Origin of the sequence: Caballeronia sp. LZ003 (assembly GCF_031451465.1) — a bacterium.
GTDB lineage: Bacteria > Pseudomonadota > Gammaproteobacteria > Burkholderiales > Burkholderiaceae > Caballeronia.
The window spans coordinates 1,373,053-1,398,277 of sequence record NZ_JARUXJ010000001.1 but is presented as its reverse complement, the minus strand read 5'-3'; the positions used below and the strand labels follow the sequence as shown (position 1 = coordinate 1,398,277).

32 protein-coding genes and 2 tRNA genes are annotated in these 25,225 nt (G+C 61.7%); 13 read left to right on the top strand and 21 right to left on the bottom strand.

Features of this window, described 5'->3' with window-relative positions:
• Positions 1-130 precede the first annotated feature (130 nt).
• Positions 131-1,165: a sulfate ABC transporter substrate-binding protein gene (locus QCE79_RS06105; RefSeq protein WP_309842694.1), complete on the bottom strand. Its 1,035-nt coding sequence runs from the start codon at positions 1,163-1,165 to the stop codon at positions 131-133.
• 269 nt (positions 1,166-1,434) lie between these two features.
• Between QCE79_RS06105 and lexA the strand changes: the two genes are divergently transcribed.
• The 3 genes from lexA (at position 1,435) to QCE79_RS06090 (ending at position 3,382) form a co-directional block, all read left to right on the top strand.
• A complete protein-coding gene (gene lexA, locus QCE79_RS06100; RefSeq protein WP_250464764.1) occupies positions 1,435-2,112 on the top strand; it encodes a transcriptional repressor LexA in 678 nt (225 codons plus the stop codon).
• 167 nt (positions 2,113-2,279) lie between these two features.
• Positions 2,280-2,606, top strand: a complete 327-nt coding sequence (locus QCE79_RS06095) for a hypothetical protein (protein WP_309842691.1) — start codon at positions 2,280-2,282, stop codon at positions 2,604-2,606.
• Positions 2,607-2,764: 158 nt separating this feature from the next.
• A complete protein-coding gene (locus QCE79_RS06090; RefSeq protein WP_309842688.1) occupies positions 2,765-3,382 on the top strand; it encodes a DUF2939 domain-containing protein in 618 nt (205 codons plus the stop codon).
• A 160-nt stretch (positions 3,383-3,542) separates the two neighbouring features.
• Here QCE79_RS06090 and QCE79_RS06085 read toward each other — a convergent pair whose 3' ends face one another.
• Entirely contained in the window at positions 3,543-4,052 is a 510-nt protein-coding gene (locus QCE79_RS06085; protein WP_250464890.1) for a universal stress protein, read from the bottom strand.
• A gap of 304 nt (positions 4,053-4,356) precedes the next feature.
• On the opposite strand from QCE79_RS06085, the gene nodI reads away from it, so the two are divergent.
• Positions 4,357-5,307: a nodulation factor ABC transporter ATP-binding protein NodI gene (gene nodI, locus QCE79_RS06080; protein ID WP_309842683.1), complete on the top strand. Its 951-nt coding sequence runs from the start codon at positions 4,357-4,359 to the stop codon at positions 5,305-5,307.
• A gap of 85 nt (positions 5,308-5,392) precedes the next feature.
• Complete coding sequence (locus QCE79_RS06075) at positions 5,393-6,169, top strand: ABC transporter permease (protein ID WP_250464888.1); 777 nt, start codon at positions 5,393-5,395, stop codon at positions 6,167-6,169.
• A 45-nt stretch (positions 6,170-6,214) separates the two neighbouring features.
• Here the strand turns inward: QCE79_RS06075 and gnd are convergent, their stop codons facing one another.
• The 3 genes from gnd to QCE79_RS06060 form a co-directional block, all read right to left on the bottom strand.
• On the bottom strand, positions 6,215-7,279 hold the full coding sequence (gene gnd, locus QCE79_RS06070) for a phosphogluconate dehydrogenase (NAD(+)-dependent, decarboxylating) (protein WP_309845211.1): 1,065 nt from the start codon (positions 7,277-7,279) through the stop codon (positions 6,215-6,217).
• Complete coding sequence (gene tkt, locus QCE79_RS06065; RefSeq protein ID WP_244825247.1) at positions 7,201-9,297, bottom strand: transketolase; 2,097 nt, start codon at positions 9,295-9,297, stop codon at positions 7,201-7,203. The genes gnd and tkt overlap by 79 nt, the downstream gene beginning before the upstream one ends.
• A 375-nt stretch (positions 9,298-9,672) precedes the next feature.
• Positions 9,673-10,725 carry an NADP(H)-dependent aldo-keto reductase gene (locus QCE79_RS06060; RefSeq protein WP_309842680.1) on the bottom strand — a complete coding sequence of 351 codons (1,053 nt, stop codon included), beginning with the start codon at positions 10,723-10,725 and terminating at the stop codon, positions 9,673-9,675.
• Between the two features lie 203 nt (positions 10,726-10,928).
• On the opposite strand from QCE79_RS06060, the gene QCE79_RS06055 reads away from it, so the two are divergent.
• The 5 genes from QCE79_RS06055 (at position 10,929) to QCE79_RS06035 (ending at position 14,159) form a co-directional block, all read left to right on the top strand.
• Positions 10,929-12,365 carry an MFS transporter gene (locus QCE79_RS06055; protein ID WP_309842675.1) on the top strand — a complete coding sequence of 479 codons (1,437 nt, stop codon included), beginning with the start codon at positions 10,929-10,931 and terminating at the stop codon, positions 12,363-12,365.
• 125 nt (positions 12,366-12,490) lie between these two features.
• Entirely contained in the window at positions 12,491-12,688 is a 198-nt protein-coding gene (locus QCE79_RS06050) for a hypothetical protein (RefSeq protein WP_244825252.1), read from the top strand.
• Positions 12,689-12,888: 200 nt separating this feature from the next.
• Positions 12,889-13,275: a hypothetical protein gene (locus tag QCE79_RS06045; protein WP_309842672.1), complete on the top strand. Its 387-nt coding sequence runs from the start codon at positions 12,889-12,891 to the stop codon at positions 13,273-13,275.
• A 4-nt stretch (positions 13,276-13,279) separates the two neighbouring features.
• The gene (locus QCE79_RS06040) at positions 13,280-13,615 is read left to right on the top strand and encodes a hypothetical protein (RefSeq protein ID WP_250509053.1); all 336 of its coding nucleotides are present in this window, start codon (positions 13,280-13,282) and stop codon (positions 13,613-13,615) included.
• A 70-nt stretch (positions 13,616-13,685) separates the two neighbouring features.
• Positions 13,686-14,159 carry a lytic transglycosylase domain-containing protein gene (locus QCE79_RS06035; protein WP_309842667.1) on the top strand — a complete coding sequence of 158 codons (474 nt, stop codon included), beginning with the start codon at positions 13,686-13,688 and terminating at the stop codon, positions 14,157-14,159.
• Between the two features lie 26 nt (positions 14,160-14,185).
• On the opposite strand, the gene QCE79_RS06030 is transcribed toward QCE79_RS06035, so the two are convergent.
• From QCE79_RS06030 to dusA, 7 genes are all read right to left on the bottom strand, one after another.
• Positions 14,186-14,545, bottom strand: coding sequence for a hypothetical protein (locus tag QCE79_RS06030; protein WP_244825260.1), 360 nt, complete (start codon positions 14,543-14,545; stop codon positions 14,186-14,188).
• Positions 14,546-14,677: 132 nt separating this feature from the next.
• Positions 14,678-15,415 (bottom strand): SDR family oxidoreductase, encoded by a 738-nt coding sequence (locus QCE79_RS06025; protein ID WP_244825261.1) that lies wholly within the window; start codon positions 15,413-15,415, stop codon positions 14,678-14,680.
• A 150-nt stretch (positions 15,416-15,565) separates the two neighbouring features.
• Positions 15,566-15,769: a hypothetical protein gene (locus tag QCE79_RS06020; protein ID WP_244825263.1), complete on the bottom strand. Its 204-nt coding sequence runs from the start codon at positions 15,767-15,769 to the stop codon at positions 15,566-15,568.
• A 53-nt stretch (positions 15,770-15,822) separates the two neighbouring features.
• Positions 15,823-16,215, bottom strand: a complete 393-nt coding sequence (locus QCE79_RS06015) for a DUF5594 family protein (protein ID WP_250464744.1) — start codon at positions 16,213-16,215, stop codon at positions 15,823-15,825.
• A 39-nt stretch (positions 16,216-16,254) separates the two neighbouring features.
• A complete protein-coding gene (locus tag QCE79_RS06010) occupies positions 16,255-16,557 on the bottom strand; it encodes a hypothetical protein (protein ID WP_244825265.1) in 303 nt (100 codons plus the stop codon).
• A 731-nt stretch (positions 16,558-17,288) separates the two neighbouring features.
• Positions 17,289-17,364: transfer RNA gene (locus QCE79_RS06005), tRNA-His, on the bottom strand.
• 117 nt (positions 17,365-17,481) lie between these two features.
• Complete coding sequence (dusA, locus tag QCE79_RS06000; protein WP_309842659.1) at positions 17,482-18,486, bottom strand: tRNA dihydrouridine(20/20a) synthase DusA; 1,005 nt, start codon at positions 18,484-18,486, stop codon at positions 17,482-17,484.
• A gap of 421 nt (positions 18,487-18,907) precedes the next feature.
• Here dusA and QCE79_RS05995 point away from each other — a divergent pair, with 421 nt between their 5' ends.
• On the top strand, positions 18,908-19,147 hold the full coding sequence (locus tag QCE79_RS05995; RefSeq protein WP_309842657.1) for a hypothetical protein: 240 nt from the start codon (positions 18,908-18,910) through the stop codon (positions 19,145-19,147).
• 114 nt (positions 19,148-19,261) lie between these two features.
• Positions 19,262-19,687 carry a hypothetical protein gene (locus tag QCE79_RS05990; RefSeq protein WP_244825268.1) on the top strand — a complete coding sequence of 142 codons (426 nt, stop codon included), beginning with the start codon at positions 19,262-19,264 and terminating at the stop codon, positions 19,685-19,687.
• 23 nt (positions 19,688-19,710) lie between these two features.
• On the opposite strand, the gene QCE79_RS05985 is transcribed toward QCE79_RS05990, so the two are convergent.
• From QCE79_RS05985 to QCE79_RS05960, 6 genes are all read right to left on the bottom strand, one after another.
• Complete coding sequence (locus tag QCE79_RS05985) at positions 19,711-20,823, bottom strand: enoyl-CoA hydratase/isomerase family protein (RefSeq protein ID WP_309842653.1); 1,113 nt, start codon at positions 20,821-20,823, stop codon at positions 19,711-19,713.
• A 91-nt stretch (positions 20,824-20,914) separates the two neighbouring features.
• Complete coding sequence (locus QCE79_RS05980; protein WP_309842650.1) at positions 20,915-21,559, bottom strand: TetR/AcrR family transcriptional regulator; 645 nt, start codon at positions 21,557-21,559, stop codon at positions 20,915-20,917.
• Between the two features lie 79 nt (positions 21,560-21,638).
• Positions 21,639-21,821 (bottom strand): hypothetical protein, encoded by a 183-nt coding sequence (locus QCE79_RS05975; RefSeq protein ID WP_309842648.1) that lies wholly within the window; start codon positions 21,819-21,821, stop codon positions 21,639-21,641.
• A gap of 174 nt (positions 21,822-21,995) precedes the next feature.
• The gene (locus tag QCE79_RS05970) at positions 21,996-22,280 is read right to left on the bottom strand and encodes a DUF1488 domain-containing protein (protein WP_244825272.1); all 285 of its coding nucleotides are present in this window, start codon (positions 22,278-22,280) and stop codon (positions 21,996-21,998) included.
• Positions 22,281-22,455: 175 nt separating this feature from the next.
• A complete protein-coding gene (locus QCE79_RS05965; protein ID WP_244825273.1) occupies positions 22,456-22,809 on the bottom strand; it encodes a hypothetical protein in 354 nt (117 codons plus the stop codon).
• Positions 22,809-23,099 carry a hypothetical protein gene (locus tag QCE79_RS05960; RefSeq protein WP_244825274.1) on the bottom strand — a complete coding sequence of 97 codons (291 nt, stop codon included), beginning with the start codon at positions 23,097-23,099 and terminating at the stop codon, positions 22,809-22,811. Before QCE79_RS05960 ends, QCE79_RS05965 begins: the two co-directional genes overlap by 1 nt.
• A 273-nt stretch (positions 23,100-23,372) precedes the next feature.
• On the opposite strand from QCE79_RS05960, the gene QCE79_RS05955 reads away from it, so the two are divergent.
• Positions 23,373-23,723: a hypothetical protein gene (locus tag QCE79_RS05955; protein ID WP_244825275.1), complete on the top strand. Its 351-nt coding sequence runs from the start codon at positions 23,373-23,375 to the stop codon at positions 23,721-23,723.
• Positions 23,724-23,738: 15 nt separating this feature from the next.
• Here the strand turns inward: QCE79_RS05955 and QCE79_RS05950 are convergent, their stop codons facing one another.
• From QCE79_RS05950 to QCE79_RS05940, 3 genes are all read right to left on the bottom strand, one after another.
• Entirely contained in the window at positions 23,739-24,077 is a 339-nt protein-coding gene (locus tag QCE79_RS05950) for an SMR family transporter (RefSeq protein ID WP_309842643.1), read from the bottom strand.
• 45 nt (positions 24,078-24,122) lie between these two features.
• Positions 24,123-24,620 carry a heme-degrading domain-containing protein gene (locus QCE79_RS05945; protein WP_250464730.1) on the bottom strand — a complete coding sequence of 166 codons (498 nt, stop codon included), beginning with the start codon at positions 24,618-24,620 and terminating at the stop codon, positions 24,123-24,125.
• Positions 24,621-24,835: 215 nt separating this feature from the next.
• Positions 24,836-24,912, bottom strand: a tRNA-Met gene (locus QCE79_RS05940).
• Positions 24,913-25,225 lie beyond the last annotated feature (313 nt).

Sequence of the window (25,225 nt, the reverse complement as noted above, 5' to 3'; positions counted from 1 at the left end):
ATCCTTGATCGTCCTGCCTTCGGCGCCCGGGGGATAAGCGCACTGTTTTTTAGTCTCGTCATGCGCGGCCGTCTTTGCGGCCGCTTTCATTGCGACTCGAGCGCCTCGCGGCGCCCGGTCTCTTGCCTGCTTACTGCGGCTGATAGATAGAATCGAACACGCCGCCGTCCGCGAAGTGCGTCTTCTGCGCTTTGGTCCAGCCACCGAAGGTGTCGTCGATGGTGTAGAGCTTGAGCTTGGGGAACTGCTTGATCAGCTCGGCGGGCACCTTGTCCGAACGCGGACGATAGAAATTGCGCGCCGCGATCTGCTGGCCTTCGTCGCTATACAGATACTTCAGATACGCTTCGGCCAGCTTGCGCGTGCCGTGCTTGTCGACGACCTTGTCCACCACCGCCACCGGCGGCTCGGCCAGAATGCTCACCGAAGGAACCACGATCTGGAACTTCTCCGGACCGAATTCCTTGAGCGACAGGAACGCCTCGTTTTCCCATGCGATCAGCACGTCGCCCTGACCGCGCTGCACGAAGCTGGTGGTCGCGCCGCGTGCGCCGGAATCGAGAACGCCTGCGTTCTTGTAGAGCTTGGTCACGAACTCCTTCGCGGTCTCTTCGTTGCCGCCGGGCTTGTGTTGCGCATACGCCCACGCCGCCAGATAGTTCCAGCGCGCGCCGCCCGAGGTCTTCGGGTTCGGCGTGACGATCGACACACCCGGCTTGGTGAGATCGTCCCAGTCCTTGATGCCCTTCGGGTTGCCCTTGCGCACTAGAAACACAATGGTCGACGTGTACGGCGATGCATTGTCCGGCAGACGCTTTTGCCAGTCCGTCCCGACGATGCCCTTGGAGGCGAGCGCGTCGATGTCGTAAGCAAGCGCAAGCGTCACGACGTCTGCCTGAAGCCCGTCTAGAACCGCGCGCGCCTGGCCGCCGGAACCGCCATGAGATTGCTTGAAGGTGACCGTTTCGCCGGTGTCCGCCTTCCACTTCTTCGCAAAGGCCTGGTTGAAGTCCTGATACAACTCGCGCGTCGGATCGTACGAGACGTTCAGAAACGACGTGTCCGCGTGCGCGGTGGCCGAGATTCCGAAACTCGCCGCCGTGATCGCCAGCGCGGCAAAGAGTTGTTTCGCGCCGCCCTTCAATCCAGCCCTGATGCTATGCATTCCCCGTTCTCCGTCTTATCGAATTGACGGAATCAGTCTAAAGGCGAGCTTATATGATTAGAAATAATTGTTTCTCACTTTTTTAGATGCAAAAGTGCTAAAGCGAGAGTTTTCGCAGTCCGAGGGAGAAATAGCGACTGTTTGAGCGCGCTGCAGCCTTGTCAGTAAAGGATCTGGCGACGAACTTCAAGTAAAGCTTGAAAAGCGCGAAATACTGTATAAAAATACAGTCATCTGTCCATCCATACAGTGCGCCGAGGCTCCAGCAAGTGACCAAACCCTCAAAACTTACCGCGCGACAGCAGCAAGTGTTCGAGCTCATTCAGCGAGCCATCGACCGCACGGGCTTTCCGCCCACGCGTGCCGAAATTGCTGCCGAGCTTGGCTTCAGCTCCGCGAACTCCGCCGAGGAACATCTGCGGGCACTGGCGCGCAAGGGCGTGATCGAACTCGCGGCGGGTTCGTCGCGTGGCATCCGCCTGTTGGGAGGCTCCGCGCGCATCGACCGTTCGGACGATCTTCCGCATCAGTTCACCTTGCCGCATCAGAGCATCATGCAGTTGTCGCTTCCGCTGGTCGGGCGCGTTGCGGCGGGCAGTCCCATCCTTGCGCAGGAGCATATCTCGCAACACTATGCATGCGACCCTGCGTTCTTTTCGGGCAAGCCCGACTATTTGCTGAAGGTGCGCGGCTTGTCCATGCGCGACGCGGGCATTCTCGACGGCGACCTGCTTGCCGTACAGAAGCGCAATGAAGCGAAAGACGGGCAGATCGTGGTCGCGCGTATTGGCGACGATGTCACGGTGAAACGCTGGAAGCGCCGGCCAGATGGCGTGGAATTGGTCGCCGAGAATCCCGACTACGAAAACATCTTCGTGCGCTCCGGCAGCGGCGACTTCGCGCTGGAAGGAATCGCGGTCGGGCTCATCCGCTCCGGCGAGTTCTAACGCACGACTCGAGCGCGCGGCGCGTCAACATCGCCGCCCGCTTCGCCTCCTCGCCCTCGCGCGACGCGGCACGTTTCAAAAATTACAAGCATGACGGCCGCCGCTCGCGGCGTGCCGCGGTGCGTCCTATCGTCTGTCGTCTGTCGTCCGCCGTCTGGAGAGTCATCATGGAACGTTTCGCCCGTTTGCTGCCCTTTCGTCAGTTTGGCCGTCTGCGTCATTTGCGCTCGCTGATCTCATGCGCCGTGGCGCGACCTGAAGCGGCGCCCGATCTCTTCGACGAGATGCCCGCGTTGCCGTCGCGTCAACCCGCCTTCGCCCGTGTGTCGCTCAATAGCGCGGTGCATGCGGAATCGGAACAGCGCGCGCCGGTGCGGGTGTATCGCAGTGAGTCGCGGGTAATCATGGTCGGCAATATCGGCGAGGTGTCGCGCATGATCGACCGGTGTATCGACGAGGAACTCGCCGGCGTTAGCAGCGGCATTCTGGCCTGAGGGCGGTCGAGCGTTTGCCGAGTGAATTTGAGTTATGTGCAATGCAGGCAGTCCGCAATCTATCGGCTGCAAGGAATGAAGCTCGGGATAGATCCGGCGTGAACATGGTCAATCGTTCTTTCATGTCACCCATGTCACGCCGGGGGTCGTTCCTTCGCATGTCCCGCACTACGCGTTATCTCGTCGTCACGCTCGTCATTCTCGTCATCGTTGCAGGGTTAGGCCTTGTCTATGCGTCGCCCTATATCGCACTGAACCGCGTCAAGCACGCGGCCGATGCGCGCGATGCACAGACCGTCAACGAATACGTCGACTTCCCCGCACTGCGTGAAAGTCTCAAAGAGCAAGTCGGAGCACTGCTGACGCGGCGCGTCGATATCCAGAAGAGCGGCAATCCGCTCGCGATCATCGGTGCAATGATCGGCGCGGCGCTCGTAGGGCCGCTGGTGGATTGCTACGCTACGCCCGAAGGCGTCGCCGCGATTTTGAATGGCATTCCGCCGCGGGGAGATCCAGGCGAGCATCCACCCGCTGTCGTGCCACCGGTTCGAGACGGTCAGGCGGCGGCGAGTTCACCGCCTTCCGAAGCGGCATCGAGCATGGTTGCGACTCAAGAACCGCCGCGACAACCACCGCAGACCACGGCCGGATATCGCAGCTTCGATACGTTCGTGGTGACCTACCAGCACGGTGCCGGCGATGCGCGGTACTCAGCGATCTTTCATCGGTACGGGTTGATAACGTGGAAGCTGGTCGCGGTTGATTTGAACGGGTGAGTTCGTTGTTGGACAACCATTAAAGTGCCGGTAAGCGCTTCATGGCATTTTTTGCGGCGTTAAGCGTGCGCGGCCGTCACGCAAGGAGACGGCAGCTGGCGCTGATAGCGCAAAAGAGCACTGGCCCGACGCAGGCCAGCCTCATCGCGCACACCTATCCTCAAACACTTACTTCGGCCCGGTCCGGCTTCGCCGCATAAGCCGCCTCATCTTCCGCTTCGGCCGACTCACCTGCCTGACAAACCGCAACCAATATGCTGCATGACACGCGATCGAGCAGCGGTGTGTTGCCCGCGCCCATCCACCAGCGCGCGAGACCGCTGCGGCATCGATGGCCGACCACGACCAGATCGACCTTGAGACTTTCCGCCAGCGTGGCGATTTCATCGATCGGATGCCCGAATGCGAAATGCCCCTGCGCCTGCAAGCCGCGTTCGCGCAGCCACTCCACGCCCTCTTGCAGGATATCGCGTGCGGCATCCTCGAACCGTCCGCATGCCATGTCGGTCAGAAGACCGGCGCTTTGCGCAATGCTCGAACGCATATCCACCACCGCCAGCACGTGCGTCTCCGCGTTCAAGGCAAGCGCGAGATTCGCGCCCTGACGCAACGCCTTGCGGCCCTCTCTGGAGCCGTCGTAGCACAACAGGATTTTTCGATAGCCTGACATCATGATCTCCCTGCCGCGTAGCCGATGGTGTCGGCAAATCGAGTGCGGCGCATCTTCATCATGGTAGGTCGCCTCATGCGTGGCAACGATGGAAAACGCTTACATGGCAACAAGCGCTAGCGCACACCGTGCCAGAGGCCTGAGCGCCTTGCCAGACAAGCGCGCGGCGCCATTTGCCAAAACAACAGGAAGACGCGATGCACGCTTCGATCACAGGAACGATGCATGCGCTTGCATGCAAAGCGCCGCGCTGGTGCATTGGATTACACTAGCCGGCTGAGTTTTCTCCTCGCAGGACGGCCGCATGACCGACATAAATCACCGAGCTGGCGCGAACCCGAACGCGGCGCCAGCGATCGAATTCAGCGAAGTCAGAAAACATTACGGCGAGCGAAGTGTCGTCGATGGCTTGTCGTTCGACGTTCAGCCTGGCGAGTGTTTCGGCCTGCTTGGCCCGAACGGCGCGGGCAAGACGACGACGCTCAAGATGCTGCTCGGCATTACATCGCCCGACAGCGGCACGATCCGTCTCGTCGGCGAACCCGTGCCAGCGCGCGCACGCTTCGCGCGGCAACGCGTGGGCGTCGTGCCGCAATTCGACAACCTCGATCCCGACTTCACCGTGCGCGAAAACCTGCTCGTCTTCGGCCGCTATTTCGGCTTGGCAGGCGCGCGCATGGAAGCCATCGTGCCTTCGTTGCTCGAATTCGCGCGCCTCGAAAGCAAGGCCCAAGCGCGCGTCGGCGAACTGTCGGGCGGCATGCGGCGGCGGTTGACGCTGGCGCGCGCCCTCGTCAACGATCCCGACGTGCTCGTGATGGACGAACCCACCACCGGCCTCGATCCGCAAGCGCGCCATCTGATCTGGGAACGCCTGCGCTCGTTGCTTTCGCGCGGTAAAACCATTCTGCTCACGACGCACTTCATGGAAGAGGCCGAACGCCTGTGCGACCGGCTTTGCGTGATCGAGGAAGGCCGCAAGCTCGCGGAAGGAAGGCCGCGCGAGTTGATCGAATCGGTGATCGGTTCGGACGTCATCGAAATCTACGGACCCGATCCGCAGGCGCTGGCCGCCGAACTGGAACCGTTCGTCGCGCGCACGGAGATCAGCGGCGAAACGCTTTTCTGCTATGTCGACGACCCGCAGCCCGTGCATGCGCGCGTGAAGGGCCGGACGGACGTGCGCTATCTGCATCGTCCGGCGAATCTCGAGGATGTTTTTCTGCGCCTGACCGGGCGCGAGATGGTGGACTAATCAAGCGATGGACACTTTCGATCGATCAGGCGCAAGCATCGAGAAAACACGCGTGCGAGCCAAACACGCCGATACGCTCTCGCCCATGAGCAACGCGCTTCCCGCCAACGCGAGCAACTGGATGTCGGTATGGCGGCGCAATTATCTGGTATGGAAGAAGCTCGCCATTGCATCGATGATCGGCAATCTCGCCGATCCGATGATCTATCTCTTCGGGCTAGGCCTCGGTCTCGGCTTGATGGTCGGCCATGTCGACGGCGTGTCGTACATCGCGTTTCTGGCGGCGGGCACGGTGGCGTCGAGCGTGATGATGTCCGCGAGTTTCGAGGCCATGTATTCCGGCTTCTCGCGCATGCACGTGCAGCGTACGTGGGAAGCGATCATGCATACGCCGCTCACGCTCGGCGACATCGTGCTCGGCGAAGTGATCTGGTCCGCGAGCAAATCGGTCTTGTCGGGCGTGGCGATCATGCTGGTGGCGGGCGCGCTTGGCTATGCGAGTTTTCCGTCGATGCTGCTCGCGCTGCCCATCATCGTGCTTACGGGACTCGCATTCGCGAGCACGGCGATGATCGTCACAGCCATTGCGCCGAGCTACGACTTCTTCATGTTCTATCAGACGCTCGCGCTCACGCCCATGCTCTTGCTCTCCGGCGTGTTCTTTCCGGTCGCGCAATTGCCTGCTTTTGCGCAGCATGTGACGCAGGCGCTGCCGCTTTATCACGCGGTCGAGTTGATCCGCGCCGCCATGCTCGGCCGGCCCGTGCACGGACTCGCGTTGCATCTCGCGGTACTCGCGGCGTATTCGGTTGTGCCGTTCTTCCTGTGCGCGTGGCTGTTTCGCCGCCGCATGATGAAATAAAGGGCGATGAATCATCGCCCTTTATCCCGACAGACAACCACGGATTTACTTCACGCCGAACTCTTTGTGGCCGCCGAAGCCGAAGCGCATCGCCGAAAGCATGCGCTCGGGGAAGGCTTCGGCATCGCGCGACCGGAAGCGCGTATAAAGCGCCGCTGACAACACTTGCGCCGGCACCGCTTCCTCGATGGCCGCTTCGATCGTCCAGCGCCCTTCGCCGCTATCGGCCACTTCGGTCGAGTAGCGTTCAAGCGAACCATCGCCCGCAAGCGCGCCCGCGGTCAGATCGAGCAGCCACGACGACACCACGCTGCCGCGCCGCCAGACTTCCGCGACGTCGGCCAGATCGAGCGTGTAGCGCTCGTTTTCCGGCAACTCGGTCGACTCCTTGTGCTTCAGAATATGGAAGCCCTCGGCATACGCCTGCATCAATCCGTACTCGATGCCGTTGTGCACCATCTTCACGAAATGTCCCGAACCCACCGGTCCGCAATGCATGTAGCCGTTCTCGACACGCGCATCGCGTCCGTCGCGGCCTGGCGTCAAGGGAATGTCGCCGCGTCCGGGCGCAAGCGTCGCGAGAATCGGATCGATACGGTTCACCACCGCGTCATCGCCGCCGATCATCATGCAGTAACCGCGCTCCAAGCCCCAGATGCCGCCTGACGTGCCGACATCGACGTAATGCAGGCCCTGCGCTTTCAGCTCGGCGGCGCGGCGGATATCGTCCTTGTAGAAGCTGTTGCCGCCGTCGATGATCACGTCGTCCGGGCTCAGAATCTGCCGGAGATCGTTGAGCGTGTCCTCCGTGATCTTGCCGGCGGGCAGCATGAGCCAGACGACGCGCGGCGTGGCAAGTTTTGCGACCAGATCGCCGAGATCCTTCGCGCCGGTCGCGCCTTCGCTCGCGAGTGCGTCGGTTGCTTGCGGACTGTGATCGTAGACGACGCATTGATGCCCGCCGCGCATCAGGCGGCGTCCGATGTTGCCGCCCATGCGCCCCAGTCCCACGATGCCAATCTGCATGTCCGTTACTCCTTGCCGTTGTGTTTGACGCGTTCGATCTGCTTTTTCGCTTCTTCGTAGACGCGTTCCGGCGTGAAGCCGAATTTGGCCTGAAGCGCCTTCAACGGTGCGGACGCACCGAACGTATGCATGGCGAGCACGGTGCCGAGCCGGCCGACGTAGCGGTCCCAGCCGAGCGTGCCGGCCTGTTCGACCGCAACGCGAGCATTCACCGCATTCGGCAACACCGATTCCTTGTAGGCTTCGTCCTGTTTCTCGAAGAGGTCCCACGAAGGCATCGATACGACGCGCGCCGCAATGCCTTCGGCCTTCAGCTTCTCGTAGACGCCCACGCACAGCGCGACTTCGCTGCCGGTGGCAAGCAACAGCACTTCGGGCGTCTTGCCGCCTTCGGTGTCGGCAAGCACGTAAGCGCCGCGCCGCACGCCTTCAGCCGACGCGTATTTCTTGCGATCGAAGGTCGGCAGCGGTTGACGCGTCAGCACGATACACGACGGCTCCTTGTGATACGACAGCGCGACGCGCCATGCTTCGCCGACTTCGTTGGCATCGGCGGGACGCAGCGTGGTGAGGCCCGGCACGCCGCGCAACGAAGCGAGTTGTTCGATCGGCTGGTGCGTCGGTCCGTCCTCGCCCACGCCGATGGAATCGTGCGTGAACACGTAGACCACCGGCAGTTCCATGATCGCGGAGAGGCGGATCGGCGGCTTCATGTAGTCGCTGAAAATCAGGAACGTCGACGCATACGGCCGCATGTTGGACAGCGCGAGTCCATTGGCAACCGAGCCCATGCCGTGCTCGCGAATGCCGAAGTGCAGATTGCGGCCGTCGTAGCTCGTTGCCTCGAAACTGCCCGCGCCGTCGAACTTCAGATTGGTTTTCGTCGATGGCGACAAGTCCGCCGCGCCGCCGATCAGCCAGGGAATGGACTGCGCGATGGCGTTCAGCACCTTGCCCGACGACTCGCGCGTGGCGATTCCCTTTTCGTCCGGCTCGAAGGTCGGAATGCTCTTTTCCCAGCCTTCCGGCAGCTTCGCTTCGAGCATCAGCGTGAGTTGCTTCGCGAGATCCGGATAGTCCTTGCCGTAGGAATCGAACTGCTTCTTCCAGGCTTCGTGCGCCGCCTTGCCGCGCGCGCCCATGCCGTCGGCGAAATGTTGCACTACGCCGTCGGGCACGAGGAACTGCGCGTCTTCCGGCCAGCCGTACGCGCGCTTCGCAGCCTTGATCTCATCGGCGCCGAGCGGTTCGCCGTGCGCGGCCGCCGTGTCCTGCTTGTTCGGCGCGCCCCAGCCGATGATGCTCTTCACCACGATCAGGGTCGGCTTGTCGGTGGTCGCCTTCGCCTTGTTGATGGCCGCTTCGAGCGCGGCGGCGTCGTTGGCGTCGTCGACGTGCAGCGTGTTCCAGTTGTAGCCGTGAAAGCGCGCTTCGACGTCGTCGCTATACGCGAGGTCGGTGTGTCCTTCGATCGTGATGCGGTTGCTGTCGTAGATCCAGATGAGGTTCGACAGCTTCAGGTGCCCCGCGATCGATGCCGCTTCGTGCGAGATTCCTTCCATCATGTCGCCGTCGCCGCAAAGCGCGTAGACACGGTAATCGAATAGCGGCGAATCGCTTTTGTTGAAGTGCGCTTCTTTCCAGCGCGCGGCCATCGCCATGCCGACGCTGTTGCCGAGACCCTGACCGAGCGGACCTGTCGTGGTTTCGACACCGGTCGTCATGCGGTATTCCGGGTGGCCCGGCGTCTTGCTGTCGAGCTGACGAAAATTCTTGATATCGTCGATCGAGATGGCCGGCTTGCCGGTTGGCTTGCCGAACTCGTCGACTTCCTTCACGCCGGACAGATGCAGCAGCGAATAGAGCAGCATCGACGCGTGCCCGACCGACAGCACGAAGCGGTCGCGATTCGGCCAGAGCGGCGCGTCGGGATCGTAGCGAAGATGGTTCTGCCACAGGTGAAACGCGACTGGCGCGAGCGCCATCGGCGTGCCGGGGTGACCCGAATTGGCTTTTTGCACGGCGTCCATCGACAGCGTGCGGATGGTATTGATCGTGAGCGTGTCAAGATCGGCGGAAGACTTCGGCGTTGCTTGAGACATGAGCGACGACTCCTTTGCTAAGGGCGCGCTGTGGCTGAGGGCGCCGCAGCGGGCAACCAGGACCATCGAGCAAGTGTAGTGCCTTACAGCCGGCACTGCATCGCAAGTGACACGTGCGGCGCGCCGTCGCCCTTATCTGGCGGTGATTCCGGGGCGCGGACAAGCGGCGGCGTTACGGCGGGATACGGACGCAATGCATCCTTGAAGCTTTGCAAAAGTAAGGCAAGGGCTAAGTAAGCGAAGCGCGCATCGCCGATATTGCGTGCGCGCGAACGGTCAATCGTGACACATCCGCGCGCAGGCCATCAGGTTTCGCGCCAAGGCCTTGTTCGCAAACGGTTTAAGGCGCGGCAAAGGCGTGACCGGAAGGACGGTTCAAGGCGCCGGGTTCGGCTGACGTTCATGGAGCGCTTCGATCTCGGCGATGATTTCCTCGGAAAGTTCGACGTTCACGCTGTCGATGTTTTCCTTCAGCTGTGCCATCGACGTCGCACCGATCAGCGTGCTCGTCGTGAACGGACGGCTGTTGACGAACGCCAGCGACAACTGCGCGGGCGTCAAACCGTGGCGCTTCGCCAGTTCGACATAGGAAGCGACGGCAGCGATTGCCTGCGGCTTGCTGTAGCGCTGAAAGCGCTCGAATAGCGTGATGCGCGCGCCGGCCGGGCGCGCACCGCCCTCGTACTTGCCCGAAAGCCAGCCGAAGGCCATCGGCGAATAAGCAAGCAGGCCCACGCCTTCCTTGTGCGTGAATTCGGAGAGCCCGAGTTCGTACACGCGGTTCACGAGACTGTACGGATTCTGAATGCTGACGACGCGCGGCAAGCCCGCCTTTTCCGACGCGCGCAAGAATTGCGCGACGCCCCACGGCGTTTCGTTGGACAGCCCGATATGACGAATCTTGCCGGCCTTGACGAGTTCGCCAAGCGCGGCGAGCGTTTCCTCGATCGGCACCGTGTATTCATCGTCGATATACGGATAGTTCGGGCGGCCGAAGGTCATCGTGCTGCGGTCGGGCCAATGCAGCTGATACAAATCGATGTAATCCGTTTGCAGGCGCGCGAGGCTGCTGTCGACGGCTTCGACGATATTCTTGCGGTCGAACTGGTTGCCCGCGCCGCGGATGTGCCGCGGATTGTGCGGCTGGCGCGCGGGCCCGGCGATCTTGGTGGCAAGCACGATATCGGCGCGCTTGCCGCCGTTCCTCGCGAGCCACGTACCGATGTACTCCTCGGTGCGGCCTTGCGTTTCAGGGCGCGGCGGGACCGGATACATTTCGGCGGCATCGATCAGATTCACGCCTTGAGCGAGCGCGTAGTCGATCTGTTCATGCGCCTCGCTCTCGGTGTTCTGCTCGCCCCAGGTCATGGTGCCAAGCCCGATCAGACTCACGTCGACACCCGAATCTCCCAGCTTCCGATACTTCATTGCGTTCCCTCTTGTTGCCATTGTGTTGGCGTTGCGTTGGCGTCCTGTCGGCCTTTCGTCGGCGATGCAGTCGAACGGCGGGCCGCAACCGCAAAAACTACCATAGCCGTGCGAGATCTGCTGTCGTGGCTAAAATAGCGGGCCGCGTCACGGCTTTGCAGCGCATCCGAACCTACCCATTTTGCACAAGGAAGTCTCAGCCGATGCCCTCTCCCGCTGCTCAAACTGACAACGAACGCGCGCAGCGAGGCTCATCGCTCATCATTACGCTGGTCGCGGCCACGTTTTTCATGGAGAACCTCGACGGCACGATCATCGCGACGGCGCTGCCGCAGATGGCGCATTCGTTCAACGTGCATCCGGCCGAGATGAGTCTCGGCATCACCGCGTATCTGCTGACGCTCGCGGTGTTCATCCCGATTTCCGGCTGGGCCGCCGACCGCTTCGGTTTGCGCACGGTGTTCGGCAGCGCGATCGCCGTTTTTACGGCCGCTTCCGTGCTGTGCGCGACGACTTCGACCCTGCCCGCGTTCGCGGCGGCGCGCGTCTTGCAGGGCATCGGCGGCGCGATGATGGTGCCGGTCGGACGCCTGGCCGTGCTGCGCGCCACGCCGAAGAACGACCTCATGCGCGCCATCGCCATCATCACCTGGCCGGGGCTCGTCGCGCCGGTGATCGGACCGCCGCTCGGCGGCTTCATCACCACGTATTCGTCGTGGCGCTGGATCTTCTATCTCAATGTGCCGCTCGGCATCATCGGTTTCTTGCTCACGTTGCGCTTCATCGACAACGTGCGCGCGGATGCGAAGCGCCGCTTCGACCTCGTCGGCTTCGCGCTGTGCGGAATCGCCTGCACGACGCTGCTCTATGCGATGGAGTTGATCGGCCGCAACGAGACGTCGTGGCGCTACGCCGGCGTGCTCGTGATCGTCGGCGTGGGGGCGAGCGTCGCGTCGTGGTGGCATTTGCGGCGCGCGGCGCATCCGGTCGTCGATCTGTCGGCGCTCAAGGTAAGGACCTTTGCCGTGGCGATGGGCGGCGGGTCGCTGTTTCGCATCGCCATCAGCGCGGCGCCGTTTTTACTACCGCTGATGTTTCAGGTCGGCTTCGGGCTGAACGCCTTCGAATCCGGCCTGCTCACGCTCGCGGTGTTCGCGGGCAATCTTTCGATGAAGCTCATCACCACGCCCGTGATGCGGCGCTTCGGCTTCCGGCCGGTGCTGATCGTCAACGGCGTGATCGCCGCGCTTTCGCTTGCCGTGATGAGCTTGCTCACGGCATCGACGCCGACGTTCGTGATCGTCGCCGTGCTGTTCGCGAGCGGCTTGTCGCGCTCCTTGCAGTTCACGGCGCTCAATACGCTGAGTTTCGCGGATGTGCCGAAATCGCAGATGAGCGCGGCATCGGCGTTATCGAGCACGCTCTTTCAGATGACGATGGGCGTGGGCGTCGCGGTCGGCGCCATTGCCCTGCGCTTTGCCGAATGGCTGCATGGGCACGACGCGCAGTCCATCGCGACGGAAGATTTCAGCGTGGCATTTTTGATCGTCGGGCTGGTGGGATTGATCGGCGTGGTGGATCTGTTCAGCCTCAAGCGCGATGCGGGAGCGCTCGTGTCGGGGCATAAGGGGAAGGTTTGACGGATTCGTCCTGTGTTGGGTTTCGGAGCGACGCCGTCGAGATCAAGGCCGCGTTTTTTGCGGTGATCTCCTGAGCGACCTTTGCCTGGCCTCAAGTTTCGCTCTGACGCGCCGTAATCCGCGTTATGAACACGCACAGTCTCGACTCCATCGCCGCCCTCAGCGAAGCCGTAGCCGTCATCCGTCACGCGCGCGGGCTGAAGAATCCGAACGACCTGCCCACCGGCACGCCTGAATGGAAAGCCGCGAGCGATGCCTTCGCCGACGACTTCGTGCGCGCACTCGACGGCGAACCGAGCGTGCGCGCCTGGTGGTGTTTCTGATCTTCCGATCGTCGATGCACGCCTGTGCGTTGAACGCCGTTTCCCGCGCGAATCCGGCAATTCCTACGAGCCTCTTTTCCGAAATTCGGTTTCCCGAGTCAAGTCTTCCTAAATCGCTCAACGTTTGCGCCTGGCTATCAAGACCACCGGCCCCCACGCCGAAAACTTGCATATCACCATGATCCTTTCGGGAGCCGCCTGTGAAGTGGGCCGTTTCTTTTCTATCTATCGTCGTTGTCAGTTCCTTGACCGGCTGCGCGCCGCTGCCGGCCGCCAATCCGGTCGCGCAGACCGATAAGCCGCCGGTCGCCACGGGCATCATCAGTTTCGAGATTCCCGCCGATGCCCTCGGCGCCCGCGATGCGCAACTCAGCGCAATTCTCACCAAAGCCGGCTCGCTTGCAGCCGCGCAGAAGCAGCCGACCACCATTCTCGTCACCGCGCTCGCGCAGGATTTGCCCTATATCAATCAGGCAATCTGGAGAGGCGTGCCGGCGAAACGCACCGTCCGGCTGAGCCTCGAGAACCGCACCGCCGGCGCGCGCGAGCCGTACAGCGTGTCGATCAAACCAACGCAAGGAGGCTGACATCATGCGACGCACTCTCCTGGTCATCGGCGGCTTGCTGGTTTTTTCGACCGCATCCGCCGGTCCGCTCGATGTCAGCGCGCCCGGCGTACAAACCTTGGCCGCGCTCATGCCCGGCTCGCCGCGTGTGTATCCGCCGCTGCCGACGCTCGCCATGCTGCCGCCTTCGACCGGCGACGACGAACTTCCCGCCAAGCCATCCGCGAAAAAGAGCAGAAAGGCGCGCCCGGTCGCGGATTGCCGATGCGACGGTCCCGAACCGCGTCTCGTGGTATCGGGCGAATCGCGCAGTTATATGAAAGACATCGAACAGCGGCTGGACGCCGCGTTGATCCGCTGAACGCCAGCAGGGGCGGACAACAAACGCCTATCGACCGCTTCGTATAAGACCAACACGGGAGCCACGATTCATGTTTCCACCAGCGATAGCCGCCACGCGGCTTGCCCTCGCCGCCTGCGCGGCGCTCGGATTGTCGCTTGCATCCGGCGCTGTGCACGCCGATGACTGTTTCGAACTGGCGGGCGCGTATCAGGGCGTCAATCCGCTCGTGCTGCGCGCGGTTGCCTGGCGCGAGTCGAAAGGCGACGCCAGCGCGATCAACCGCAACGCCAACGGTTCCATCGATGTCGGCCAGTTGCAGATCAATTCGATTCATTTTCCCGACCTGGCGCGCCAGGGCATTCCGCATCGCGCGCTCGCCGATCCGTGCGTAAACGTGTTCGTCGCGGCGTGGCTGCTCAAGCAAAAGATGGTCAAGTACGGCAACACGTGGCGCGCGATTGGCGCTTATCACTCGAAATCGCCGAAACATCGCGATGCCTATGCGCGAAGCATCCAAAGCATTCTCGTGAGCTGGGGCGAATTGCAGCCGGCGATGCCCTGAGGCTTCGGCATCGACGATTCAGCGCCTTAGCGTTTGAGCCAGTCGAGCCAGCCAAGCGCGATCGCCGCGTTGACGATCACACCGGCGGTGGCCGCGATTGCCGCGATCATCGTCCAGAAGGCCGAACGGCGCGATGCCTGCGCGGATTCGCGGGCGAGTTGCGCGGCGTCGTTGGCCGAATTGACGGATGCGAACATCGCGCGAAACTGCTCGTCCTGATGCGCGACCTCCTTGCCGTGCAACCACGCGCGTTTGGATGCGGCTTCGGGGTCGCTCGTGGCGGCTTCGTCGAGATCGGCGCGGACGGACGCTTCGCCCGCGGCGTCGTAGCGGCGAAAGCGTGCTTCGCGGGTGCTGCCGTGGTCTTCTTCGGGTGGATGGCTCATGTGACGCTGATTTTGATCGTTGCTTCGAGAACAGTCGATTCTGCCAGCAGTCCGAGGCGCGTCGTGTCCCGGTTCGCAGGCAGCACGACATGACCGCGCAACCACGCGCGGCCGTCGATCACGGCACCGGCTTCAAAGCTGACTCATCCCGCCATCGATCACTAGTTCAGAGCCCACGATGAACCCCGCCTCCGCCGACGCCAGCAGCAGCACCGTCGCCGCCACTTCGCTCGACTTGCCGAAGCGCCCGAGCGGAATCTGGCTTTGCAGTTGCGCGGCGGCTTCATCGGCGAGGCCGAGCTTGTCGTGCAAAGGCGTCGCGATGGGACCGGGGCTCACCACGTTCACACGCACGCCGCGCGGCAGCAATTCCGCCGAGAGCGTCTTCGCAAGCGAGATGAGCGCTGCCTTGCTCGCGGCATAGATCGACGAAGCGGGCATGCCGATATGCGCGTTGATCGAACCGTTCAGCACGATGGATGCGCCTTCGTTCAGTAGCGGCACGAGCGCCTGAATCTGAAAATACGGACCCTTCACGTTGATCGCGAAGGTTTCGTCCCACGCTTTCTCGTCGATATCGACGAACGGAGCGAACGTGGCGACGCCTGCATTGACGAACACGGCGTCGAGCCGGATGTGCGCGTCGCCGAGATGCCGCGCGAGTTCCTGCGCGGCGGCGATGGTGCCCGTGACGTTGCGTATGGCGACGGCGTTAGCGCCGAGCGTCTCGCGCGCCTTGGCGAGAGAGACTTCATCGCGACCCGTGATGACGACGCGCGCGCCTTCCGCGGCGAATGCCTGCGCCGCCGCCAGACCAATGCCGCTGTTGCCGCCCGTAACCAGAACTGTCTTGCCTTCGAAGCGATTCATGACGTTCTCCTTTGAACGTTGATCAGTGTGAAGGCAGTATGGCGGGCTTTGCGAGCAATGCCGTACGGGTAAATCGAGGAAAACGTGCGGAATTGTCGAACGAGTTTAGCGGCGCACGGCTGCGAACCGTGCGTATTGCCAATGCTAGCCTCAGCGATCGTTGCTCATGCCTTTTAGCTGATCGTTGCCGGCGTCGCGCGCGGCATCGGCGGTAGCGAAGTTTTCTTCCGATACGAGCGCGCGCCTCACTTCGCGCGCTTCGAAATCGACTAGCACGAGTACCCAGACGAATCCGCCCGCTTGCTCGGCCGTCTGCACGAACGCGCGGACGTTGCCTTCTTTTGACGATGTCATCCTGACCTCCTCCTTGGTAGAACCACGACACGCGCGGTGACGACGAACGTCGCTCAGGCTTCGAAATCCAGACCGCCAAGCAGCACGGAAGTCTCGGCCTGCGAGCGCGTGACCATATCGACATCGCGTGCGCCTTGCCAGGCCGCGAACTTGATGTCGAGTGCGTCCAGATAGCGCATAAAGCGCGCCTCCCCGTGCGGATGCATGAGACGCTCGATCTCCTCGTCGTCCCACGTGAGAAAGATGTTGAGCGGCAACGGATAACCACGCGCGCGCTCGTCGTTCGCATGCGGTGGGGTTTGAGCGCTGAGGTGCAATTTGGCAGGCTGGTGCGGATATTCGCCGGGAACGATATCGACGCGCACGCCGTGAAGCAGCGCCGCCACTCGCTCGGCGATACGCGGCATGAATTCGCTTTCGAAGCGAAGCGCCTGCTCCCGGTTCAACGCCCTTCTCCGTGTGCTTTCAATGCGTGCGGCGCGCCGTCAGACTGGCGGCAAATCCTCGAGCGATTTTTCGATCTGCCCGTCTTGCACGCGCGCTTCGATGCCGATATGGCCGTTCGCGTAGGGCAGCGAGCTGACTTTCGGACCGAGAAACGTGCGACCGCCGAGGGTAAAGAGCGTGCGGACTTCCTTGCCGCTCTTGATGGCGTCCACGACCTCCTGCACTTCCACGATGGTGGTGGGCGCGGCCCAGTCGTTGGTCGCGGAATCGAAGCTGCCCCAGCGCACGTTGGTCACGCGATCGTTGACCCAGCGCACGCCGTCTATCGCCAAGGTAGTCATGGCTGCCTCCGTTGCCGTGTTCGGAATGGTGGTTTGATGATGCTAGCACGGGGGAGGTGTGGGGGTTGGCGGAAACCAATGCCGTCAGTGGAGGCATGTAATGCAGTTGATGCGCCTACACCAAAGAGTAAACCCCGCTTTGGCGGGGTCGGTGTTGCGTAGCCTTTGTTAGCAGTTACCGGCTTGCATGCACTGTTGAATGTGCATGCTTCGCTGATAGTTGTCCATCATCATCCCTTGTGCCGTCGTTCCGCTCGACAACGAAGCGTCTCTAGCGCGGTTGAAGTCGTTTGCGCTTTCAGCCATGGATGGCGCTCTCGAATAGATCCTCGGACTGCACCCAGAACCCGCAGGGACAGACAGCACCACTGTTTGTCCTGCGTCCGTCAAGTACATGCATCCAGTGGCCATCCCATAAGGCGTTCGGATCGGCCCAGTTCGGACCAGATCAGCCGAAGCAGCCCATGCCGTTGATGATGCGGCAGCAATTGAAAAAAATGTTATTAGCGAGCGCCTCATTACCCCTCCGTGAAAAAGGAGCAACCCTGAAGCGGATTCGACCTACCGTCCATACGACAATTCTGAACCGACTCAGTAGGCTGGCAGCTCAGCTGCTGCATCGCCCAATTCGGCAAAATCTGTCTCACAAGTTTGGATCATTTGAAAGCAAAAACGGCGCTCTGCATTCGCAGAGCGCCGTTCCGTAATACTTTAATCTTCAGAATTCTTTGTGGGGTGGCTGATGGGACTCGAACCCACGACGACAGGAATCACAATCCTGGACTCTACCAACTGAGCTACAGCCACCACTGAACTACCTGATTCCATCTTGCCGAAAGTTGCTCAGCAATCAAGAAGCGAGATTATACGAACTAAAATTGCGCTTGCCTAGCCCTTTCACGCATCTTCGTTCGCTAGACGGCTTCAAGATTCGATAGCTTCCGCACCTTCGCGCAAATGAGCACGCGCTTCGTCGAAAATCGCGAGATCGCCAGTTGCCAGCCGCCGGCTATCGGAAAGCACGCGCCGCCATCCACGCGCACCGGCAGTGCCGCGATACAGCCCAAGCGCGTGACGTGTCACCGCGCCGAGATACGTGCCGCGCGCAAGTTCGTCGCGTGCATAGCCAATGAGTCCGGCTTCGATTTCCTCGCGTGAAGGAATCGCCGTCGTCGCGCCATAAAAGCGTGTATCGACGCCCGCGAGCACATACGGGTTGTGATAAGCCTCACGGCCCAACATGACGCCATCGACGTGTTTCAGATGTTCCTCGACCTCGTCGAGCGTCTTGATGCCGCCGTTGATCGAAATCTCCAGATGCGGAAAATCCCGCTTCAGTTGATACGCATATTCGTATTTGAGCGGCGGAATCTCGCGGTTCTCCTTCGGGCTCAGGCCTTTCAGGATAGCGTTGCGCGCATGGACGATGAACACTTCGCAACCCGCATCGGCGACGGTGCCGACAAAATCGCGCACGAACGCGTAGTCCTCGATGGAATCGACGCCGATACGGTGCTTGACCGTCACGGGAATCGACACGGCATTGCGCATGGCTTTCACGCCCTCCGCCACCAGTTGCGGCTCTTTCATCAGACATGCACCGAACGCGCCGCGCTGCACGCGCTCGGACGGGCAGCCGCAATTCAGATTGATTTCGTCATAGCCCCACTGCTCGCCGAGCTTCGCGCTCTTTGCCAGATCGGCCGGCTCGCTGCCTCCGAGCTGCAACGCAACCGGCGCTTCGGCGGGCGTGAACGCAAGGTGACGCGCGACATCGCCGTAAAGCAGGGCGCCCGTGGTCACCATCTCTGTGTAGAGGTAAGCGTGCCGCGACACGAGCCGATGCAACGAGCGGCAGTGCCTGTCGGTCCAGTCCATCATCGGAGCGACGGACACGCGGCGGGGGCTGATTTTTTGAACGGCGGACATGTGGAGCGAATGACCGTGGCGCGGTCTGCATCGGTTTAAGGCGAAGGTGTGATTTTACCGCAGTGCGGCGAAGCGCTTTGTCTGCGGGCGGATAACTTCTGATCCACTCAGTCCATTGTTGTAGTCGGTTGAGCTATCGATACGTGGCCCTGAGGTCAGTGTCATTCCCGGCGGCGACACCCGGTGGTTGGGACCGGTCACCGGCCCCATCAGGCCTGATCCGAATGCCGTTGGACCTCCTTCGCCTCCATCCCGCAGATTGGCCGTGAGACCTTCCGCGTGCGATCAAGCGGCGCACGTCGCAGCTTCCGCATTCCTCCAAAAAAACCGAATATGCGATCCGCGCGAATTTTCAGCCGACGCGCCTGTCTCATCAAAAACCGCGGCGCTCCCGCCGCGGCTTCGCTCGTGGAGACTCGACATGAAAAAAACGACCCTCGCGCTTCTCCTCATCTGCGCGGCCGTAGTGGCGCAAGCCCAAACCGCGCGCCCCGACGATAACGCCTCGATGGTCAAGCCGCCGAGCGCACCCGGCTCGCCTTCCGCCGAGACCACGCGCCCGAACAATCCCGACAACATGCCGGTGAAGCGCCCCAACCCGCCGCCCAACAGCGACCGCATGCTGCATCACAGTCCGGCGAGCGACGCCATCGCAAAGTAAGCGCATCCGCGTCGTATCTGCTTAGGCATCGCTTCGACACCGGCTCGCGCGCCCCTATAATGGCGCGTCACGACAACCAACGAGAGCCGCGGTTCGCCGCAAGCGGTCCTGCCAATGCATAAAGTCATTCTGCCGTTCGTTTCTGGTTTTCTTGCCGCACTCTTCTTTCGGGAATCGACGCTCGCGCTGCTGCATGCAGCAGGTCTCATCGATCAAGCCGGCTTTTCCATCACCCCTTTTCTGCCGCTCGGCATTCCAACTTTCATCGCGAATGCGTTATGGAGCGCGGTGTTCGGCGTGCTGCTCTCGTGGCTCTTGCGCGTCGCGCCGGAGAACCGCGCGCCGTGGATTGGCTCGCTCGTATTCGGCGGCATCGTGCTGACCGCGGTCGGCGCATTCGTGATCGATCCCGCGCGCGGCATCTGGCCAAGCGGCAACATGCTGCCGCGACTCGCGCCCAACTTCATCGCCAACGCAATCTGGGGCTGGGGCGCGCTCGTCTTCATGCGCGCTTTCTCGGCCGGCAACGAGTCGCGTTGATCGCGCGTTCTCGCTAAGAACGCTCAGTCCTTGAGCAAACGCAGCGGATGCGCCGCCGGCGTCCAGGCGCTCTCGAACATACGTTCGACATCCTTGACGCCCACCTCCTCCGCCCGCGCGATCTTCCAGCTCGGCTGATTGTCCTTGTCGACGATACGGGCCCGAATGCCCTCGATCACATCGCCGCGTTCGAACGTCGTGCGCGTGAGATCGAGGTCGCGGCGCAAGGTCTCCGCCATCGACGAATACCGCGCGCGATCCACCTGCTGCAGCGAGACATCCACCGACAAAGGCGAACGTTCGCGCAGTTCCGCCGCCACGCGCTCGGCCCACTCGCGCGCGGCGCCATCCGTCTCACGCGCGAGCGATGCAAGAATCGCCGCGCCATTGCCCGTGGCGAAATGCTTGTCGATGAGCGTGCGTCCCTCGGCAAGCGCGCTGCGGTCGAGCGTCGGGCTCACCTTGTATTTGGTCGTCTCGTTTTCGACAAAGCGAACAATCGCCACGCCATCGAGAAAGCGCTGATGCCGTAGCGATTCGATCAAGCCCGGCAACGCGCCATCGTCGAGATAAGCGTCGGCCATGCGCGCATAGAGCGCGTCGGCCGCGCCCATGCTCGCGCCCGTCGCGGCCAGATAACGCCCGATCGCGCCAGGCGCGCGCGCGAGAAACCAGCTCACGCCGACATCGGGAAAGAGTCCAATACGCGTCTCGGGCATCGCCATCTTGGTCGACTGCGTGACGATTCGCAGCCCGCCCGTATGATGCGCGCCTTGCGAGATACCCATGCCGCCACCCATCACGACACCGTTCATCACCGCGATATACGGCTTCGGGAAGGTGAAGATCGCGTGATTGAGCTTGTACTCGTCGGTGAAAAACGCGTCGATCGAATCGCGGTCGCCCGCCTGCGCCGACTCGTAGAGAAAGCGGATATCGCCGCCCGCGCAAAACGCCCGCACGTGCGGGCTATACACCACGACGGTGCGGATTGCCTGGTCGTGACGCCAGGCGCGCAAGGCCTCGCTGATCGCGCGCAACATGGGCGCGGACAGCGCATTCAGAGCCTTCGGGCGATCGAGTGCAATGAAGCCGATGCCGTTGGCGGAGTCGATACGGATATCTTCGGTGGTCATCGTGTTGGAGTGTCGGGTCGGTTCGTTCTGTCAGTCAGTTTGGCAGGCCAGATGCCAGCCAGTACTCAACCTGCGGTCAACCTGTTGTTCACTACGCGAGCCACGCGTCGAGCGATAACTCGAGTATCTCGGCCGCAGGCATTGCCCGCGATACGCCGCACAGCGCCAGCGCGACGATGCCATGCAAAGTCGCCCACAACGCCTGAGCGCAATCGGCCGGCAGTGTCTCCGGCGGCAGGCGCTTAAGCCGCCCTGCGGCGCGTAGTTCGACGAAGGCATCGGTCATCGACGAAAGCGCAGCCATGCCGTCATCAGTGCCATGGGTTCCATCGCCGCGGCGGTCCGCGTCCATGAACATCAGCCGATACGTCTCCGGCTCGGCCAGGCTAAATTCGACATAGACGCGCGCCATTGCTCTAAGACGCGCGGCGGGATCGGCAATGCTCGCTTGCGGCGCACATGCCGCGCGCAATGTCGCATGTCCTTCTACGCACAAAGCGTGCGCGATGTCCGCGCGGCTCCGAAAATGCAAGTACAAAGCGGCAGGCGAATAGTCGATTGCCTGCGCGAGCCGGCGCATCGAAAGTGCTGCGAAGCCTTCACGCTTCACGATAGCTCGCGATACGTCGAGTATGCGCCCGCGCAAGGCATCCCGCTGCTCTTGCCGCAGCTCACGCGCCTTGCCCGGTGGTGTCGATATGTGTCGCGGCAGATCCATGCGGGATATTGTCGACATCGCCTGTCGGCTAGTCAAACCCGAATTTGCATGACGCGAATGGTCACCGCGCAAGCGGCGCAGCTAGCCAGCAAAACGATCAGACGATCATCTTGCCGCTGTCGCTATCGCGAGGCGCGGCTCGATAAAGCGGCTCGTCGGATTCGCCCAGCCGCACGGAGGCGAAGACGATGCATAGACCCAGAAAAACGACACCGACGGCTGCCCAGATGAGCCATAGTGCGTTCGACTCGATAAGCGTGTGGAAAAAGGAGAGAAACATGACGACCCCGCGCGACTTTTTATAATGGTTGCTCGTTGTGGCTTGCACGATGAAGCGCAGATCCAGAGCAAATGTCGTGCCGCACGAATCGCCATGCGTGCGGCCTGTAGCGAGATAGTACCCGCAAAGCGGAGATGCGCAGTCGAATTGACGGAACGCTAGCGTGCGCCGCTTTCAGGCGAGCACCCGTCCTGGCGGAAAATGACCGCTCTTGAGAAGCACGGGCATGCCATTCGTGACTTCCAGATGCTCGCGCGCCACGGCTTCGATGCGCGCACGGCCTGCATCGAAAGCGCTGATCCAGCCGCGGCTGTCGTAAGTCTCGGCGCCGAAATGATCCTCCAGCGCTTCCACCGATATGGCGCACGGTACGCGTCGTCCGTCGACGAGCGCGGCGAATTCGATGGTGAGGTTGGAGTCGCAATAACCGGGCGCGTCCGGAAGGAAACGGATGTCCATGATGTTCTCGTGGCTCAGGCGCGGTTGCTGTCCGAAGCAACCGGCCCCGGAGTGTTACAGCACCGACGCAAAGTCGTTCAGGCATTCCCTGCAGGATTGGTTTCGAGCAAAGGACCGAGGCGCTTATGGTAACTGCGTCGATGCAGCGCGGTCCAGCGGCGCGCAGTGTAGAGCGTTAGGCTGCGAGCACGTCCTCGTTCACATCGACGACGAGCAGCGAGCTCGCCAGCGGATCGGCGTAATTGAAATCGAGCAGGCGGCTCATGTCGCGCACCCGCTCGCATACGCGCTCACGCGCCTCCTCCGACAGATGCGGATAGTCCCGCAGTACCTGCGGCTCGAACCGATAATGCACACCCCAGGCGATGTTGCCCGGATGATTCGCCACCCCGCTCGTGCGCCAGCTCACGAACAACGCGGGCGTGGCTTCGAGGCCGATCTCCGCGATGTCCGCGCCGCTCGGAAAGAGGTCGATCAGGCAGTTGGCGATGTCATAAAGCACCGCGTGCCGGAGATGAACGGGGCGCATCACGTCATCGGTTTCAACAAGCGGTCGATATACTCGCGCCCCGCCTGTTCGACGTGCGCAAGCGCGGCATCCTCGGTGGCGAAGCGCCGTTCCGGGCCGAGATCGACGAGCGCCTCGAAGCGATGCACATCGTCCGGACCACCACGCGCCAGGCTCACTGAGCCGACATAGATCGGCTTGAGCGCCTGCCCGGCGTTGTCTTCGTTGCGATCGCCATCGTGCGCCTGCACGAGCCGGGCGGACGCGCTGATGTAATACCCTCGGTAAGGACCGGTCACTCTTTCGGCCATCGTGTTGACCTCCTTTTTATGTTGGCGACGAATCACACGTCATGCGGCAATTACAACCGGCGTTTGCTATCTATCAGGCGCGCGATCCGGAAAATAGTTCACGCGAACCTGTCTTTACCGCTTAACGCCGTTCGTTCGATGATTCGCAAGCCTCGCGCCCGGTTCGAGCCACCGTGCTTTTTCACGGCGCGTGTAGCGTATGGGACAATGCGTATCCCAAAAAGCCGCTGAAAAAAAGTACCGCGGCTAAGTCATTGCAATCACGAGGAAAAGATGAAGGAATTCGATCGGCGCTCACGCCGGCTCATCGCGCGCGCGGCGGCGCCTGGCATCGCCCTGATCGCGGTTTTTGCCATCGCCGGAACGAGCGGGTGTGCTTCGTCCAACGATGCATCGCTCATCAATCTTCCCGATGGCCAGACGGGCTATGCAGTGAACTGCAGCGGCGCCGATGCCGGATCGAGCTGGGCGAGCTGCTATGTGCTCGCGGGCAAGGCATGCGGCGCGACGGGTTACGACATCGTGTCGAAGGACAACGAGGAAGGCGGTCCGAGCGGCGGCGGCTTGAGCAACGTCGTGACGGCAAACGTCAAGAATCGCTCGATGATCGTACGCTGCAAGTAGCGGTGCCTCGCCGCGTCAATGCGCGCTCATCTTCGAAAACACGTTCAGCACGATGACGCCCGCGACGATCAGCCCCATGCCCAACATGGCGGGAATATCGGGCGTCTGCTTGAAGAAGAACGTGGCGACGAGCGTAATCAACACGATGCCCGCGCCCGACCACACGGCATAGACGAGGCCGACCCGCAAGGTCCGCAAGGTCAGCGACAGCAGATAAAACGACAATCCATAGCCGATCACGACGATGGTCGCGGGTAACGCGCGCGTGAAGCCATCGGAGGCGCGTAGCGCCGAGGTCGCGACGACTTCCGCGACGATCGCAATCGCAAGCAACACATAAGCGGTGGAACGCATCGGCTGGTTCGGTCTCCGTTGAGTCTTTGGAATGCGTGACGACGCTCAGACGCGGCCGAGCGACAATGCGGCGAAGTCATGGCCGAGCACCGCGCATAGCGCTTCGACCACCATCTGATGATCTTCGCGCTGCGGCAGCCCCGACACCGTCACGGAGCCGATCACGCCGACATTCGCGACGCGCAGCGGAAAGCCGCCGCCGTGCGCCGAGTAATCGGCGGCGTTGAGGCCGTACTTGTCGGCGAGCGTGGTGCCCGCCTGTTGTAGCGAGAGACCGAGCCCGTACGAACTGCGGCGAAAGTGTTCGACAGTCCTCGCCTTGCGTTCTGCCCAGCGCGCGTTGTCGGGCGTGGCGCCATCGAGCGAAGCGAAGAACATGCGCTGACCGAACGTGCGCACATCGATGACCACGACCGCGCCGCGCGCCATCGCCATCTCGCGCAGTTGCGTGCCGGTTTGCCAGGCTTCATCGGCATGAAACTGCGGGAACACAAGCGCGCGTTCCTGATGCGCGATGATCTGCAGATCGTGAGGAATATCCATGATGGCGTGTGTCCTTTGAAAAGGTTCGATGTGCGTTAGCGCTGACGAGCTTTAGGGGATTTTGACACGAGGGATACGCAGGCGTTGCGCCGCGTCTGGTCATGAAGTGGAGGTATTGCGACTTGCCTTACTTCCAGTACTGCGCCCATACATGTATGCAACTGCGTGCTGGAAAAGCAAAAGCCCGGCTTTAACCGGGCTTTTGCTTGAATGCTTGGTTGCGGGGGTAGGATTTGAACCTACGACCTTCGGGTTATGAGCCCGACGAGCTGCCAGACTGCTCCACCCCGCGTCCGTCGAAGAAAAGATTATAAGTCATCACTTACTCAAGCGCAATGGTCTTCATGCGTTCTTCTTCGTGAGCTCATCTTCCACGCGGGCAGCAAAGCTTCATTGGTTTAGTCGAAAGGCCATCGCGGGACGCATGGCATAATCGATCGGTCATCGAGCATTGAAAAAAGATTCGGGCACGGCATGCATTACTTGCGTCGCGGCATGATCAGAAAGTTAAGGAGACTCTGCAGAACTCCTTCTTGTGGTTACAATAAGGAATACTATTAGTAAACAAGCGACTTGGAGGCATCACGATGACGCAGCTTCATCTC